The organism is Blautia sp. MB18-30 (assembly GCF_023669475.1).
In the GTDB taxonomy this organism is placed as follows: domain Bacteria; phylum Bacillota; class Clostridia; order Lachnospirales; family Lachnospiraceae; genus Blautia_A; species Blautia_A fusiformis.
Window position 1 is genome coordinate 90,165 of the sequence record NZ_JAMOYY010000011.1, and the last position, 16,002, is coordinate 106,166.

A 16,002-nucleotide genomic window follows, 5' to 3' on the forward strand; every position below is an offset into this window, starting at 1 on the left:
AAAACAAATAACTCCTCACCGGATATGGTATAATAGAGTTGCCAAAAACTAAAATCCACTATCCAAGAAAGGAGTTATTCTGATACCTATGATACCATATAAACAGCTTTCTTTGGCAGATATTTTTTCAGATTGCCAGGAAAAATTTGAAAATGACAAACCTGCGTTTCTTTCTCTATTGGAAACCCATATCGATATTGATGAGTTTATTCCGCTTTCTTTCAGAAATCATTTCTATGCATCGACGGGCAGAACCCGTAAATACCCTTTGCAAGCTTTTCTGTGGGCTTTGATTATACAACGTATTTTCTCTATCCCTACAGATCAGCTTCTCTTGACTTTTCTCGCTTATTCAAAACCGCTTCGTGAGTTCTGCGGCTTTACCAAAGTCCCTGACGCTTCCAAAATCACACGTTTCAAACAGGACTTTTTAGCTGACTTACAGTTCATATTCGATAAGCTTGTTGATGTTACCGAACCTATCTGCCAGGCAATTGACTCTGCGAAAGCAGATATAACCATCTTTGATTCTTCCGGTATTGAAGCATTTGTTACCGAAAATAATCCGAAGTATGCGAACAGGATCATCAAACAGCTTAAGGCGTATGCGAAAGCTTATGGCTTTGATAAATCTTATGATCCCTACAAGGCTGCCTATGGCTCCATGCCTTCCCATGCCTCTGCTAATCCTGAGATTAAACAGCTATATATCAATGGGCATTTTTGCTATGTCTTCAAATTTGGCATTGTCACCAACGGGCTGGGCATTATCCGACATATCTCTTTTTATAACAAAAAATTTATGCTGTCTCATCCGGATATCGTTGTCGAAAAGAAATCCGATTTTCCTGACGAAGATAAATGTGTTCATGATTCAAAGCTTTTGATTCCAACACTAAAAGACTTCTTTTCCAAACATCCGCTAATTAATCCGAAAACCTTCCTCGGAGATGCGGCTTTTGATACCGTTGAGCTTTATAAGAACCTCCTTACCGGTGACACCTTCGGTGATGATAACCATTTCTCGAAAGCTTATATCCCTCTGAATGCAAGATCGGGTCTTGAAAATAAGGATTATTCCATTAATGAAAATGGTGTTCCCTGTTGCCCTCACGCCCCTTCTCTGCCTATGAAACCCGAGGGCAGTAAATCAAACTTACGAAGCGGTATACCAACTTTCAAGTTTGTCTGTCCAAAAATGAAATGGGTCTATGACAAAACGACTCGAAAAGCACATCGCCAATGTTTTTGTGAAAACCCGTGTACTTTCTTCAAATGCGGTCGCATGGTATACATATATCCTGAAAAGAACCTTCGTGCTTATCCCGGGACAATCCGTGAAACCGAAGAATGGGATGATACCTATAAAATCAGGACTGTAGTGGAAAGAGATATCAACCATATCAAGGATAATCTGTGTCTTGCAGGGCGCCGGACTCAAAATGAAAAGACTCTGTATGCAGATCTGATTCTTGCCGGTATCACACAACTCATTACTGTTGTTCTTGCAGACAAAATCAACCATCATGAATACATTCGAAGCATAAAGCCTCTCATAGCATAGGACTTACCAACTCCATAAAGCCAGGGGCTTATTAGAGTGCGCCTAAAACTGGCAGATATCCACTTTTTTATCTTAGAATTCGTGCTCTGCACGAATTCTTCCCCGTTTAAGTTCAAGAGTGCGAACGAGCATCGCGAGTTTCGCAATTACCTATTCATTTTAATATGTGTTGTCTGAAATTCTACCAGCAAGCTGTTCTTTAGAATAACGTTTTGAAAGCTCAACTTTCCATGCTTTAATAGCACGAGTCTGATTTTCAAGTGCCATGCTGTAGCGATCATTTAATCTTGAACCAGTTGGTGTGAAAATAAAAATTTTAAGAGGGACAGTCCTCAATGGCAGGATTGGATGAATCTTTTGCAAACGATCTACGAATTTCCCCATCTTCTCTTCAATACCATCATAGTTATCAGAGGTTAATGTTACATATCCGTATATATCCAATCCCATATCAACATATCTTTCAAACCGTTCAAATTGTTTTTCGTACATGTTTTCCGGAAGCTTACTATTAAAAGCGAATGAATGAGCATCGAAACCTTTAAAGCAACCGACTTTACCAAAATTTCTGTATGACGCCATGTAACTTAATTCTTCCTTAGAAAGGTACTCAAAAGCATAATCAGTGGTCAATGTGTCATCAGTCCACAGATATACTTTATTTTGGAGTTCATTCCTTTCGAGAGCCTTCATTGTATCTAAGGTCCATTCTGGTGCTAATTCCGGATTTCCTCCTGACAAATCTATCACTCTAATGTCAGTATCTGATTTCTTATACAACTCGACCATCTGTTCAGCTGTAAGCCATTTTGCATTAACCATTTTCCCACGCTTCAACTCATCTGGTACAAAGCAATACCAGCAATGAGCATTACATGATGCAATCTGAAACACCTGTGCCTCAAGCACATCAGTATAAGGAATTTCCAGTGCTTTACATACCGGATCATTTGGTAACGGATCCTGTACCCATTTATCAACATTACGTCTAAAATGATGGATACGTCCAAAGCCATCACAGTTAGAAGGAACAGACATGTCTGTTTCCTGTTCGCTTCCAGCAATTCTTGACAGTAAGAACTGTCTTGTTTCAGGTTTGTAAATTGATGTACGACAATTATTAAAGTTCTCTTTAAACTTAATATTTTCCATATCTGCTCACCTTTCCTTCCTATTTATTCTGTGATAATATAATAACAGAATCCTTTTGCCCATAGTTTTAAGCAACATCAATCACATTTTGTCGCAATTGGCAGCATATCCTCGATGCTCTTTTCCCGGTTCACTGCGATCTTTTCGATTCTTTGTTTGTCCATGATAGTTTTCCTCCCTTTTTTCTCATATCAATTTATTACCACATGGACACAGAAATTGTAAGAGATGATTAGAGGGATTTTTTATTATTTAAGCAGTTACAAATTCCACTAAATTCCACTATTTTTATGATGATTTTGACACATTTTTATGTTTATATGGTATACTTTACATGAAACCGTTGTTTACCCTATGGAGAATTAGTCATGAAAATCACGAAAGAACTGCTTCTTTCCATTATTCTGAAATATTTCAATGAAAAGAAAGAAATGTCATTTTATGAGTTAGAAAAGAAAACCGGAAAAGATATAAAATCACTGCAAGCATGGTCTATTCAAAAGAATCAACGTGTGCAAACCAGAAACTTTAATACTGTGATTAATGCTTTACAGAACGAAATCTCCTTACATTTCAATGATTTTTCCGAATATGCACTGTCCGTATTGGAAAATAATGGTATTATCAGGGAATATGTACAGGAAATATTTGATGATAATAAACCATTCAAAACCATGATAGATCAGTTGCTACTACTTGATTTCTCTGAGGAATACTATTTGCAGGATCGAATTGGTACCGAAAATATTATTCAAAAGGCTAAAGTATTACTTTCACCTTTCAGAGATTATTTTCAGGTCAGTGAGCAGGTTATACATGACAATGAAAATGGATTAGAGCCTGCTTATGCTCCTTTGATATATAGCTCTGGATATACATCACAACCAATTCATGGGGTTAGTCAACTTAACTATTTAATTTTGAAATTTCCTAATGCATATCATGTTGGTATCTTATTGTCGAATTATCCTATAGATTATTCAGATACCAGTAAACTCGGCTATTTTTCATATATGATAGATCGCTTAAAGAGTTCAAACAACCTGAGTATGATCCTTTTTGTTACCGATATAGACAAGAAATCAGTATCATTTTCTGTTCAATCGGCATTAATGGAAAAGCACAATCTCTTCTTTGAGTTTATAACACGCAAAACATTGGATCAGATTTCGATTCAGGGATTGCAACTTCAGTAGGAGGATGCCGCAAATTTTGCTCAGATTATTGATTGCCACAAATATGCACAGCTGATTTTCGAGAGGCTAATGTCTTATCTGGCCGTTATTAGTAATGAAATTATCTTTGTTCCTTATCGTGAAAAACTTCATAAGGAACTCGATCGAGCAAAAGATGACGAAACAGCCGAAAAAGCCTTGAACGAAATTCTGGTCTCATATAGTGAACGTACCAATAAACGGAACTTTGAGCATTATGCCAAACACACCTTACTCAAAGATATCTGTCAGTATTCGTATTTATCTAGACACACAATTTATTACGAACGAACACAGGTTGCTCAAGAAGTAGATAAAGTCTTAAATTCGAAGGAAGAAAAACTCCCTCTTGTGGTTGAAGTATGTTCTCCAAACTCACTCACAACACTTAACATTATCGAACGTTGCCAAAAAGTCATTCTGCTTACTGCTTCGCAAAATGCTTACTACGTTATGAATACGCTGGAAGAAAAATCTAAGCATCGTTATCTTCCTGAGAATGTGTCCTTACGCTTATGTCATCTGAATCCGGAATATATGATGCACCAGTATCCTGAAGAGCTTAATGGAAAAGTTAATCTACTTGTCATAGGATATGGTGCTGGAAGTCAGATCAACGATTTGACACGTTTTATCCGGTATGCTTATAACTGGCTGTCAGAAAACGGAATCATGTTCATATCCGTGTATAATAAGGATGCTATCGTTCTAAATAAACATCATATTCATGATCAGCGTTTTGAGATTTCTCCTACATATATCGCTGATTACTGGACCCATACAACCAGTGAGCAGGGCTCTATGCTGAAAAGACTGAAGGCATATTCTCCAGAAAACTTCCTGTCAGCTTTCCTGCCATTTTTCGATCAGGGGAAAATCAGTCTGTCCACGTATCCATATATCTCTGCCCTGATTGATCCCGGTGAATACTCACGAGAGATTTTGGATGAGATTCGTGAAGCTGATAAATTGTATGCAAAAAAAGGCTCTCATGGACAATTAATAAATTTGATTGCCCATAAAAGAAATTATCGAGATATTCCTACCGATCAATCTATGGTGCTAGATCATCTTCAGAGCAAAGGAATTCCTTTTGATTCAATTACGCATATGCTCTCCCCTGATTCAAAGAGCTTGCGTCGGAGTCTTCAGGCAAATAATATTTCAGCAACTAATGCCACTCTTCTCAAGACTGTTATTTTACAGAATAGGAATCGAAAAGAGAACGGACACACATGGATTTATGCCATTCTACCATATGATAAACGGGTGACATTCGATCATACCAAGTTCGAACTTGTTCCTGAGCCATCTGTTGTAAGAAGATTCTATCAGGGAACCATATCTCCGCTTACTGTAATAACAGATTTAAAGAGAAAATCCGACTGCAGGGAACAGATTTATCTACTTAATGTAGATCGCATCAATACCGAATATGTGATAATGGGCGGTGGCTCCAATTCTGCAAGTGTCCGTATCAAAACCAAAGATTTCTTCAGTTATATTATTAATACGGAGAACATTCTAAAAGCTAAAATCATTGAATAATAGAATAAAAACGCACGGCACCCATCTGAAACTCTTCAGACAGTTGCTGTGCTCTATTATATCGTAAGCGCTTAATTATTGGATAGCTAGACATTCGTCACTTATCCAAAAAGTGCTTGCAAAAAACACTTTATCACTCATAATGATAGTAAATAGATTTTTACTTCATTTTTTGATAGGAAGCAGAAATCCTTACAACTGGAGGTTTCATTTTGAGTCATAAACGTACTCCGGGGCGGTTCCTGGATGAATGGATGGAACTAGTAACGGAATGCAGACAGAGTGGACTGACGGATGCTACATAGTATATCGAACATGGGATTTCTCCCAGTTGTTTTTACAATGCAGTTATGCTGATTGTAGGAACATAACCGTCAACTTCTTCGAAGAATGCTTTTTACCGGAACAGATTTTGAGTCTGGCACAGGCAGTTCAACGAATCCGGCCTGCTGCAGTGCAACTGTTTTGACTTTACAGAGCAAGTAGTAATAGGCGAAAGACCCACAAACACTATGGCTAAGCGCCTGCGCTTCTTTTCAGTGTTTTTAGTAATTGCATCGTTCATTACAATGTCAACATTTCCATAATCCAGTCGTAAACACTTTTTACATAACTATATTCGTCAACTGGAACACTATATGATTCTTTGGATAGTTTATTCTTAATTGCACTCAATCTAAGAATCCATTGTGTCTTAGCTTCTTTGCCTCCTGCAATCCTTGTTTCCTCCGGTCTAACTAACATCTCTTCAAAGAAAGAAGACCATTTTTTTCCATTGGTTACAATCGAAACATAATCCGCTAATGAAACAAAATCCCAGACATTAACATCCTCTGCATCGTCACCGCTATTTAACTGAAGATCATATGCTTTCTCATCGGCCAGTTTCTTTGCCTTGGTATAGGTGTTTTTAGGAAGGCCTTTAACTAGCCAAGATGTACCAAAATATTCCTGAAGACTACCAGATATAATAGTTTTTAATTTGTTCTCAATCTCGCACAACAATTACCATATTCAAACAAAACTGACTCCGTTAGAAAAACGAAATCAGTTTGTTGCTTAAAATTTAATTATTCTACCATAGACCTGTTTTTTTGTGCTGTCTGCACAACTTGGGGCAGTTCAATTCGGGAGAGATTATCACTTTATGCTTTATTCTTATTTGACCTGTAAAGCCTGGTCTATGAGTTTTTCAAGTGTCTTTGCTTGATTTTTTTCAGTGATTGCACCAACGATTGGCTCGCCTACAATGTTGCCGTTCTTGTCGACAACATATGTTGTTGGGTAAGAGAAAATGCCTGATGTGAACTTGCCTGCATCGCTGTTTGAATCAAACCAGATGTTCTTGTATGTTACACCTTTCTTTGAAAGGATATCCTTTGCTTCTGAAATTGCTGTCTTGTCACCGTCAAGTGTAAAAGTGTTGATGCCGACAACCTGACCGCCTTTTTCTGCAAGCTTTTTGTTGAGTGCTTCCAATTCGGAAAGTTCGCCGACACAAGGCTTGCAAGTGCTGAACCAGTAGTTAACAACTGTTACATTGCTGTTTGCGAAAAGTTCACTGCTCTTTACATCGTTGCCGTCAAGGTCCTTGCCGTCAAATGACGGAAAACTTGTTGCGTCACTGCTGTTTAAAACAACGCCGTTACTGTCAGCCGGAACGCTGTCGCCGTTGCCCGGAGCCTTTGCACATTCAGGATATTTCTGTTCCAAGATTGTGAGCTTGCCCTCAATTTCCTTGATTTGTTCTGCACCGGCAACGAGTTTTTTGTATTCCTCATCTGTGAATTGGTCCTTTGCACTTTCGATTGTCTTGAGAAGAAAGTCGCCGTAGTTTGTGCCGTCCTCAATCATTGGGGTTTCCTTGTTTGAAGCCATAAATACTTTTTCCCAAAGGGCTTTGTCTGTTGACAAAATTTCGTTTTCTTTTTTCATAAGCTGATTGTAGAGCTTTAAAGCTTCATCAGCATCACTTGGCTCTGTTGCCATCAAGGTTGAAATGCTTGAATCTGTTGATTGTTTTTCGTCTTTGTTGTCCTTTGATGTTGAGCAAGCAATAAGGCTGATTGCCAACACAGAAACTAATAATACTACTGTTAAGATTTTTGAGAGTTTTGAAAACTTCATAATTATTCCTCCGTTATAATTCCTCTTTTGTTTCTTTTTTGTTTGTTCTGTTTTCGATTTTTGCGTTTTCGTCTACTGTTTTTCCAAGCATGCCAAAGCCGTATTGAAAGCTGACTGCGTCGGTAGGACAGGCACTTATACACTTTCCGCATCGGATACATTCGGTGCTGTTAGGCGTTTTTGTAACATCAACATCCATTTTGCACACCTTTGCACATTTTCCGCACGAAACGCATTTGTGCTCGTCTACCTTCATCCCAAACAGCGAAACCTTGTTGAACAGTGCATAGAATGCACCGAGTGGGCAAATCCATTTGCAGAACGGTCTGTAAAACAGCACGCTCAAAACGACTACCGAAATCAGCACAACAAGTTTCCACGAAAACAGTTTTCCCAATGCCGAACGGATACCTTCGTTGACTGCCGAAAGTGGCAACGCACCCTCAAGCACACCTTGCGGACATATATATTTGCAGAAATATGGGTCGCCCATCCCCAAATCATTTACTATGAGCACCGGTAATAAAACAACTGCCAACAGCAGTACTGCATATTTGATATATGTCAGTGGCTTGAGTTTTTTTGTTGAAAACTTTTTGGTCGGGACTTTGTGCAACAAATCCTGTAACCAACCAAACGGACACAAAAATCCGCAGATAAAGCGTCCGAGCAGAACTCCCAACAAAATGAGAAATCCTGTTATATAATAGGAAAACTTATATTTTGACGAGCCGACTACCGCCTGAAATGAGCCGATTGGGCAAGCACCCGATGCGGCAGGACAGGAATAGCAGTTCAGACCCGGCACACAAACGGCCTTGCCTTTGCCTTGATAAATTTCGCCTTTAAAAAAGTTTGGCAGATGAATATTTGTCAGCAGAGTTGCTCCTGCCTGAATCCATCCTCGGAATTTGGCTAATTGGTTAGATGCCGAATGTTTTTTCTTATTATGGTTTTTATTCTTTGTTTTCTTTTTATCCAATTCCTACACACTCCAAACAAAGCCTGATTGCCTTGCTCAAAACGGTTTCAACTTCGCCACGCATCGCACCGAAGCCGAGCATAATAGCTCCCGAAATAAGCAGTACTGCCTGTGATAAAGCCTTTTTTGCTCTGGTCAATTCAATCACTCCTTTCATTTTCTGGCGTCATTGTAGCACATCGGATATAAAATTTTCGTTAAGAACAGAAATTTAACACAGATTTTATGTTTTTGTGCTATAATCCTGTCTTTGACAGTTGCTAAACAAAAAAATCGCTGTACCTCTTGAATTTACTGGGGTTCGGCGATTTTTTGTGCCGTTTTGGAATATAGTATTTTATTCCCGGCCTTTGCTTTTTTTCTGAATGTTTTTCATTTGCCTTTTGGTGATAAATTTATAATCCGTTCCAAAGCCGCAAACTGTGTGCAATGCATCGGTTAGCTTGTCTCGTGTGTAAAGTGGAATAAAACCCTGTTCTTGTATATCGGCGAAATTCATTGTTCTTAATTTATCCAAGATCGTTTCGCAGCTGAAGGCATTTTTCAGGTCTCTTTCGAGGTAACGATATATCACTAATGCAAGGAAACAGATAAGGAAATGGGCTTTTATGCGTATATCATCTCGAAGAAAAACTGGTCTTGTTTCAAAATCAGTTTTCATTATACGGAAACATTCCTCGATTTCCCAACGACCTTCGCTGACTTTTAAGATATCTTTTGCGTCATCGTCTAAGAGGTCTGTAGTTACTGCATACATCCCATCATATAAGGCTTCCTGTTCGATCTTTTCTGTGTCCAGATAATTGTAGATCTTTGCAGTTTCTCCATCTTCAGTTACTGCGACTTTCCCTATGAATCGAGCAGGATCATTCGGATTTCTACGTTCCTTCTTTATCGTACCAGCGCTCCTTAAATCCCTCGCAATTATGAAACTGCACCTCACTTATTAGATAGTATACCATACTGTCTAACAAATGAGGTGCAGTTCCTCTTTCTTAATACTTATTCAAATCAATATTTCCCATTTTCCATATCTTTTTCCGTCCACTCTACGGATATATTCCTTTTTCTGCAAGGACTCCATAATTCGTTTTACGGTGCTGAGCGATTTTCCGGTCTCAGCAACAAGATCCTTCTGCTTAATTGACGGATTCTTGTAAATCAACTCCAAGAACGCTAGCTCCTCTAAAGTACATTCCAAAGTGTCAAATTGAGACTTTGGAGCTTTTGGAGTGACACTTTGGGAATTATCATCCACATAGTCCACGTGCATATATCTGTTTTTCAGCTCATATTCCGTTCCCAAAATTAAATTGCTGAAGAACATTTCCAAAAACTTTGTTGTGGCATGAACGCTGTTTTGCAGATCGTTATAATTTGCTCTTACCAAGGCGTTGCGGAAATACCAAGAGTTCTTCTCAAAAGCATCGTTGTTTACTTTGAACCCGAATGTTTTCATGTACTTAATTATAAAAACAGCCGTAGCTCTGGTGTTGCCTTCACAGAACGGATGAATCTGCCAGATATCCGAAGCAAACTTGGCAAGATGTTTTACGCAACGCTCCACGGATAAGCCTTCATAAGAATACTGTTTCTCCGTTGCAAAATCATAATCAAGCGTGTCTTTGATACTGTTCCACGCTGCGTAGGTGACGGTATCGCCTTTTAATACCCATTCCTTTTTTGTAATATTATACTGGCGAATCTGACCGGCATGGGTAAACACGCCCTCAAACAGTCTGCGATGAATCGTCAGCCATTCAGCCGGAGAAAACTGAAATGCTTTCTCGCCCAACAGCAAATTCTGCCCGAACGGTACACTTATTCTGAAATCGGCGGTACATTCATTCTGATTTAGCGGTACACGTTTTCTGCTCCAATCGGTACGCTTTTCCTTTATTATTGTGATGTAACTATTATTCATCACAGTGCAAAGGAGGAACTATTATGCACGACTACAATACTATTCTTGGTGTCATAGAACTTCGACTTAGCAAAGTCAGTTATGATACCGTACAAAAACGTTACCGGATTGGTCGAAGTGGAATCACATTGATTATGAAACGTTATAACGAGTCCGGATTATCACTGGATGATCTTCGGCAAATGCCTGCCTCAAAAGTGGTTGATCTTATCTATCCAAAAGCAAACCTCAGACACAAGGATATTCCACTGCCTGATTTTGGAAAAATACATGAACAGATGGTTCAGATGGGGAAACATGCTGATCTAAGTTTTCTATGGATTGATTACAAAAAAGAACATCCTAATGGTTATCAGCTCGCCCAGTTTTATAAGCTGTACCGCGATTTTATGGTAGATACTTACGGTACTTCTAAAACCTCAATGCCCGTGGAACGGATCCCTGGCGAAAAGATGTATATTGACTGGGTAGGCGACCAGCCGGAACTGCTACTGGATACAACTACTGGCGAACTTCGAAAAGTTCATATTTTTACGACTACACTTGGTTTTAGCAGTCTTGTTTATGCAGAGATCTTTCTGGATGAGAAACTTCCACATTTTATTGCCGGCACAGTACATGCACTGTCTTATTATGGGGCAGTTCCTAAATATCTTGTCCCGGACAATCTGAGAACAGCTGTTACCAGGCATAGTAAAGATGAACTTGTGTTGCAGTCAGCTTTTTCAGATCTGGAAACTTTTTATGATACGATCATTCTGCCGCCACCACCAAGGAAACCGAAAGGCAAACCAACAGTTGAAAATCATGTGCGTTTCTTGGAGACGCATCTGGTAGAAGAATTAAAGAAAGATACTTATACCTCTCTGGAAGCTCTGAATGCTGCGGTCAAAAAGATCGTAGCGGACATCAACCAGCGTCCTTTCCAGAAAAAATCTGACATTCGAAAATCCCGCATGAATGGATTCGAAAAGTACGACAAACCGCGTATGAACCAGCTTCCAGGCGAAAGTTATACACTTTGTGATTATAAATACTTTCTTAAAGTTCCAGATAATTACCACCTTGAGTATGATGCCCACTACTACTCTGTATTGTATACCTATAAAGGGAAGCCTGCAATTCTTAAGGCTACAATGACGGAGATACGGATCTGTGATGAGTATAACCGGCTGATCTGCCGCCATCCAAGATCTTACCGTGATTTTCCTCTTTACATTACAGATGACAATCATATGCCTCCAGAACACCTGTATTATAAAGAAGTGAATGCACATGACGGAGCTTATTACAGACGGTGGGCATCTGTTTATGGAGAGGCTATGGTAACTCTTATTGACAGGATACTCCGCAGTCCCAAACATGAGGAACAGGCATACAACAGCTGTGCCGGTGTACTCCATTCCTGTAAGGATGTTCCACACAGACTGGTTCAGAAGGCTGCTGAGAAATGCGTAGAAGCCAATGCCTGCAAGTATTCTTATTTCAAGAAAGCACTTGGCATGGTCCGGAACAATCATTCCAACAGCGGTATGAACGGAACCGGAAAACTTCCTTCCCATACAAATATCCGCGGAAAGGAGGCATACAAATGAGTTCATCCCATGACATTACATTAACGCCTCAGGAACAGGCTCTGATCATGCGTCTGAAGAGTTTCCGTGTTCCAGAAATGGCACATATCCTGGAAGAACAGTTGAAAGATCCCAATGCAGATCTGAACACTTTTATGGAACGCATGACAGCAATGGTTGATGCAGAGTGGCAGGCACGGGCAGATAAACGTTTTAATCGTCTAATGAAAGAAGCGCATCTGCGATACCCGGCGGCAGATCTTGACGAAACCATTTACCGTCCGGAACGTCAGCTTGACACCCAGACAATAGAACGGCTGAGCACCTGCCATTGGATAGAGGAAGGAAAAAATCTCATTGTAACAGGCTCTTCTGCCAGCGGAAAAACTTATCTTATCAATGCTTTTTGCGTAACTGCAATGAAGCAGTCTAAAAGTGTAAAGTATATAAAGGCAAACACCCTTATGAGTGAAATGGAACAGGCACGCATCAAATCCACAAATTTGGATTACCTGAATAAACTGACCAAACTGGATCTGCTTGTGATCGATGATTTCGGTCTTATGGATCTCGCCCTTGATAAATGTCGGGATCTCTTTGAAGTCCTTGATACCAGGGATGGAAGAAAATCAACTGTAGTTATCTCACAATTTCCAGTCAGTACATGGTTTGATATGTTTGCCGATAACACCTACGCTGATGCATGCCTTACACGTATCACAGATAAACATCATACATATCGTTTGGAGATGAACGGTATAAATATGCGTGAAACGGAATGATATCATCTAGCGGTACTTCGTACCGTTAAAAATGGAATGGCCGTTCCGCAGTAGCGGAACTGGCATTCCGTTTAAGCATAATTTGCAAAATATTAGGCCGCTTTCAGCGGCCATATCATTTTTCAACTGCTTTCTTAGACTTCCGGATATGTTCGAGTAAAGACTTAGACCATGGAAGAAATTCCGTTAAAAAGTCAGTGTTTTTATCCTCTGCATGCTTTGGGATTTCTGTCAGCAGATATTCAAAATAATCAAAAGGCTTCAGATTATTCGCTTTTGCTGTTTCTGCGATACTATAGATGATTGCTGAACTTGTTGCTTCGTTGATCGTATCAATCATCTCCCAGTTCTTCTTTACAATACAGAAACCTCGGATTGCACGTTCACTGGCGTTATTATCGATTGGAAGATCACCATCGTCCAGAAACACTCTAAGATACCGTTTCTGATTTAAAGCGTAGGTAAAAGTTTCCCTTGTTTTTCCGCTTTTTGGAGCTTTAGTCTCATTTTGTTTTAGGTACGCAAAGAAAGCATCCACTAGTGGTTTCACCACCAGTTGACGCTGGGCAAGCCTTTCTTCTGATGAAAGACCTGCTAGTTTTCCTTCTTCCCGGTAAATGGCTTGTATCTGTTTTATAAACAGATGCAGGATAGATTCTTTCTGATGCGCTTTCGGGATGACTTCTAACGCATCATAGAAGCGACGTCTGCAGTGTGCCTTATTCGAGTACTTGGATAAGGCACACTGCAGAAGATATCTGACAGATGCCATCCCTAAGGGAAAGGCTCTGGATTATACCCAGCCATCCGTACAGGGAATGCTGTACATTAACCAGCTCTTCCATCTGGAAGATGTGATCAGATCAAAGTATTCTTCCTTCGATGCTATCAAAAAGGCGCGTCTTGAAAAAGAAAAGCCGGTAGTAGAAGGCTTTTTGTCGTGGCTTGATCAGCAGAGCCCTACCCGTGGAAGCAGAATGGATAAAGCTGTCACCTACATTCAGAACTGCCGATCCTATCTTTCCACCTATCTGGAAGATGGCCGCTGCAGTTTTTCTAATAATCTCAGCGAAAATGCGATCCGCCCGTTTACAGTAGGCCGTAAAAATTGGCTGTTCTGCGATACACCAAACGGAGCCCAGGCCAGTGCCATCGTGTACACAATAGTAGAAATGGCAAAAGCCAATGGAGTAAACGTCTATCAATATCTTACCTATCTGCTGGAAAAACTGCCTGATGATAGGATGAGTGATGATGAATTAGAACTTCTGGCGCCATGGAACGAAACCGTCAAAGCTGAAATCAAACGTCGTGCAAACGAATCAAATCAATCATATGTGAATTGTCAAGGTGCTCCGGCTACTGAAAAGTAGTCGGGGATTTTTTCTATCATACCTAAAAATTAAGCGGTTACTTTTCAAAAGCAGCAAAAATTTCCCTAAGTAGCAAATCGCACTCTTCCCATTCATCTAAAACAAGTTGATCCTGACTTCTTTTAACCTTCAATTTAAACTGTTTCAACACTTCTGATTTAGAAACTATTTCACCTTGATATGCATCTACTTTATCAATATAGGATTTCCAACGAACAGGCTCGTATTCTCCACTTTTTTTCAGAATATCCTTACCAAGAAACATTTCTATTGAGCAAGCACGACCATTAATATTGTCTATTGAACTTCCTCCCGGTCCAATAGTTGGATAATGGAGACACATTTCTAAATCTGGCAAGTGCATAATTCTTACATTTGATGGAATTGGAATATTTTTTAAAACTTTTATTTCACTTAAACCAGCTGAATCATTATCATATAATGCAATAATTCTATTCCTGATTCCAGCAGCAATAAATGCTTTTAAATAATGCGTTAAGTAATTTGTACTTCCCTGCACAACATAAGTTGAAAAATCAATAAAAGAATAAAACTTTACCATGTGAGGATACAACAATTTCATTGCTTCAGATATAACTCTTGCATCTGTACTACCTTCTGTAAGTATAACTGTCTTAGATACTAAATACTCTTTTTCCTCTGGAACCTCATCACACCATCCACCCTCAAATAGATTTGTATAATCAAGAGTAATTATGTCTTCCGATTTAAATGCTTCTAAAATAATACGAAATACATCCCACGGTGATCCTATTTCTTCATCTAAATAATAGAAATCAATGCCAAAATATGTATCATCCTTACAATGTGGTAATGAGTCTAATACTATTTTCTCGCACAGAGAATTGTTCTCTCCCCTGCATTTCTCTAATGATATATAATCACCATTCTCATAAATATCGGACGCTAATATTGAAGAATACTTTTTTACTGCTCGGGCCCAATTTTCAAAGGTATACTTTCTTTCAATATTGTCACTATCGACTTCATCATCAAAATCTTCTTCTAAGTAGTCTAAATAATTCTTCTTATGGTATTCAAATAAACTTTTTGCCTTTAGAGTTGTATGTCCCATTACATCTAAACACATTTTTGCATTATTAACAGTCGTAGTAAAATATCGTCTAGTAATACTTTCATCTAGTTCTTTGTCAAATACTTCTTCTATCGTCAAATCATCTTGACTAAAAATTGATAATAAATCACCAAAAGTATTTTTGCGTGATAAAAATTCATAACTTCCAATACATAGTCCAACAATCTCTCCCATGTTACCTCCTTGTCAGCGTTTTCTTCTTTGATTAAGTGTTACTATATATTACTAATTCAGTACCATGGACCAGTATGAAGCATCCCCCAAGAATTGAACTAGTATGTTTACTATGATTACATTATTACTGCAAGCTGAAATCTACCGAATCAAAATAACTTATATCCATGGGTCATCAACTTTATATAACTGTTATTTCCCCAAGATGTACTGGTTCTTTTAGTTTAATTCTTTCATATCTCACCCTACTTTTCATTTCCCGTATTTCCGAGAACACATCACTTAATATTAATTGCCTCTTAGATGAATTATTTTCAAATAAATAAGCAAGCATAAAAATTGGAATGACATGCCGATTTGTTCCATTATCATGATACTGTATCCTTTTATCAACAAAAAGATATAAGGTATCAACGTCTCCTTCCCTTGTAAAGTCAATCTGATTATCAAATAGCTCATTTAGTCTATTAA

General features: G+C 38.9%; 13 protein-coding genes and 3 pseudogenes. 6 read left to right on the forward strand and 10 right to left on the reverse strand.

The window, feature by feature from the left end; all coding sequences use genetic code 11:
* The first annotated feature begins 88 nt into the window (after positions 1-88).
* Positions 89-1,564: a transposase gene (locus NCY57_RS07190; RefSeq protein ID WP_118753176.1), complete on the forward strand. Its 1,476-nt coding sequence runs from the start codon at positions 89-91 to the stop codon at positions 1,562-1,564.
* A 159-nt stretch (positions 1,565-1,723) separates the two neighbouring features.
* On the opposite strand, the gene NCY57_RS07195 is transcribed toward NCY57_RS07190, so the two are convergent.
* Positions 1,724-2,716 (reverse strand): radical SAM protein, encoded by a 993-nt coding sequence (locus NCY57_RS07195; RefSeq protein WP_118753177.1) that lies wholly within the window; start codon positions 2,714-2,716, stop codon positions 1,724-1,726.
* A gap of 368 nt (positions 2,717-3,084) precedes the next feature.
* Between NCY57_RS07195 and NCY57_RS07200 the strand changes: the two genes are divergently transcribed.
* Positions 3,085-3,912 (forward strand): hypothetical protein, encoded by an 828-nt coding sequence (locus NCY57_RS07200; RefSeq protein ID WP_250789583.1) that lies wholly within the window; start codon positions 3,085-3,087, stop codon positions 3,910-3,912.
* Between the two features lie 69 nt (positions 3,913-3,981).
* The gene (locus NCY57_RS07205; protein WP_250789584.1) at positions 3,982-5,478 is read left to right on the forward strand and encodes a hypothetical protein; all 1,497 of its coding nucleotides are present in this window, start codon (positions 3,982-3,984) and stop codon (positions 5,476-5,478) included.
* A 564-nt stretch (positions 5,479-6,042) separates the two neighbouring features.
* Here the strand turns inward: NCY57_RS07205 and NCY57_RS07210 are convergent.
* The 6 genes and pseudogenes from NCY57_RS07210 to NCY57_RS07235 form a co-directional block, all read right to left on the reverse strand.
* Positions 6,043-6,480 (reverse strand): hypothetical protein, encoded by a 438-nt coding sequence (locus tag NCY57_RS07210; protein ID WP_118753179.1) that lies wholly within the window; start codon positions 6,478-6,480, stop codon positions 6,043-6,045.
* A gap of 156 nt (positions 6,481-6,636) precedes the next feature.
* Positions 6,637-7,605 (reverse strand): TlpA family protein disulfide reductase, encoded by a 969-nt coding sequence (locus tag NCY57_RS07215; protein WP_173739512.1) that lies wholly within the window; start codon positions 7,603-7,605, stop codon positions 6,637-6,639.
* Positions 7,606-7,618: 13 nt separating this feature from the next.
* Positions 7,619-8,587 carry a 4Fe-4S binding protein gene (locus NCY57_RS07220; RefSeq protein WP_118753181.1) on the reverse strand — a complete coding sequence of 323 codons (969 nt, stop codon included), beginning with the start codon at positions 8,585-8,587 and terminating at the stop codon, positions 7,619-7,621.
* Positions 8,580-8,744, reverse strand: a complete 165-nt coding sequence (locus tag NCY57_RS07225; RefSeq protein ID WP_015541225.1) for a CD1871A family CXXC motif-containing protein — start codon at positions 8,742-8,744, stop codon at positions 8,580-8,582. The genes NCY57_RS07220 and NCY57_RS07225 overlap by 8 nt, the downstream gene beginning before the upstream one ends.
* A gap of 180 nt (positions 8,745-8,924) precedes the next feature.
* A pseudogene (locus NCY57_RS07230) lies at positions 8,925-9,488 on the reverse strand (IS1634 family transposase); the annotation flags it as partial.
* A 105-nt stretch (positions 9,489-9,593) separates the two neighbouring features.
* Entirely contained in the window at positions 9,594-10,511 is a 918-nt protein-coding gene (locus NCY57_RS07235) for a Fic family protein (protein ID WP_118753182.1), read from the reverse strand.
* Positions 10,512-10,534: 23 nt separating this feature from the next.
* On the opposite strand from NCY57_RS07235, the gene NCY57_RS07240 reads away from it, so the two are divergent.
* Together NCY57_RS07240 and NCY57_RS07245 are read left to right on the forward strand one after the other, a co-directional pair.
* The gene (locus tag NCY57_RS07240) at positions 10,535-12,106 is read left to right on the forward strand and encodes a Mu transposase domain-containing protein (RefSeq protein WP_173739513.1); all 1,572 of its coding nucleotides are present in this window, start codon (positions 10,535-10,537) and stop codon (positions 12,104-12,106) included.
* Positions 12,103-12,867, forward strand: a complete 765-nt coding sequence (locus NCY57_RS07245) for an ATP-binding protein (protein ID WP_118753220.1) — start codon at positions 12,103-12,105, stop codon at positions 12,865-12,867. The genes NCY57_RS07240 and NCY57_RS07245 overlap by 4 nt, the downstream gene beginning before the upstream one ends.
* A gap of 115 nt (positions 12,868-12,982) precedes the next feature.
* Here the strand turns inward: NCY57_RS07245 and NCY57_RS07250 are convergent.
* Positions 12,983-13,582, reverse strand: a pseudogene (locus NCY57_RS07250) (IS66 family transposase); the annotation flags it as partial.
* Between the two features lie 25 nt (positions 13,583-13,607).
* Here NCY57_RS07250 and NCY57_RS07255 point away from each other — a divergent pair.
* A pseudogene (locus tag NCY57_RS07255) lies at positions 13,608-14,240 on the forward strand (IS66 family transposase); the annotation flags it as partial.
* Between the two features lie 37 nt (positions 14,241-14,277).
* Here NCY57_RS07255 and NCY57_RS07260 read toward each other — a convergent pair.
* Positions 14,278-15,531 carry a HEPN/Toprim-associated domain-containing protein gene (locus NCY57_RS07260; RefSeq protein WP_118753219.1) on the reverse strand — a complete coding sequence of 418 codons (1,254 nt, stop codon included), beginning with the start codon at positions 15,529-15,531 and terminating at the stop codon, positions 14,278-14,280.
* A gap of 181 nt (positions 15,532-15,712) precedes the next feature.
* On the reverse strand, positions 15,713-16,002 hold a 290-nt coding region (locus tag NCY57_RS07265), incomplete at its 5' end, for a hypothetical protein (RefSeq protein ID WP_330638981.1).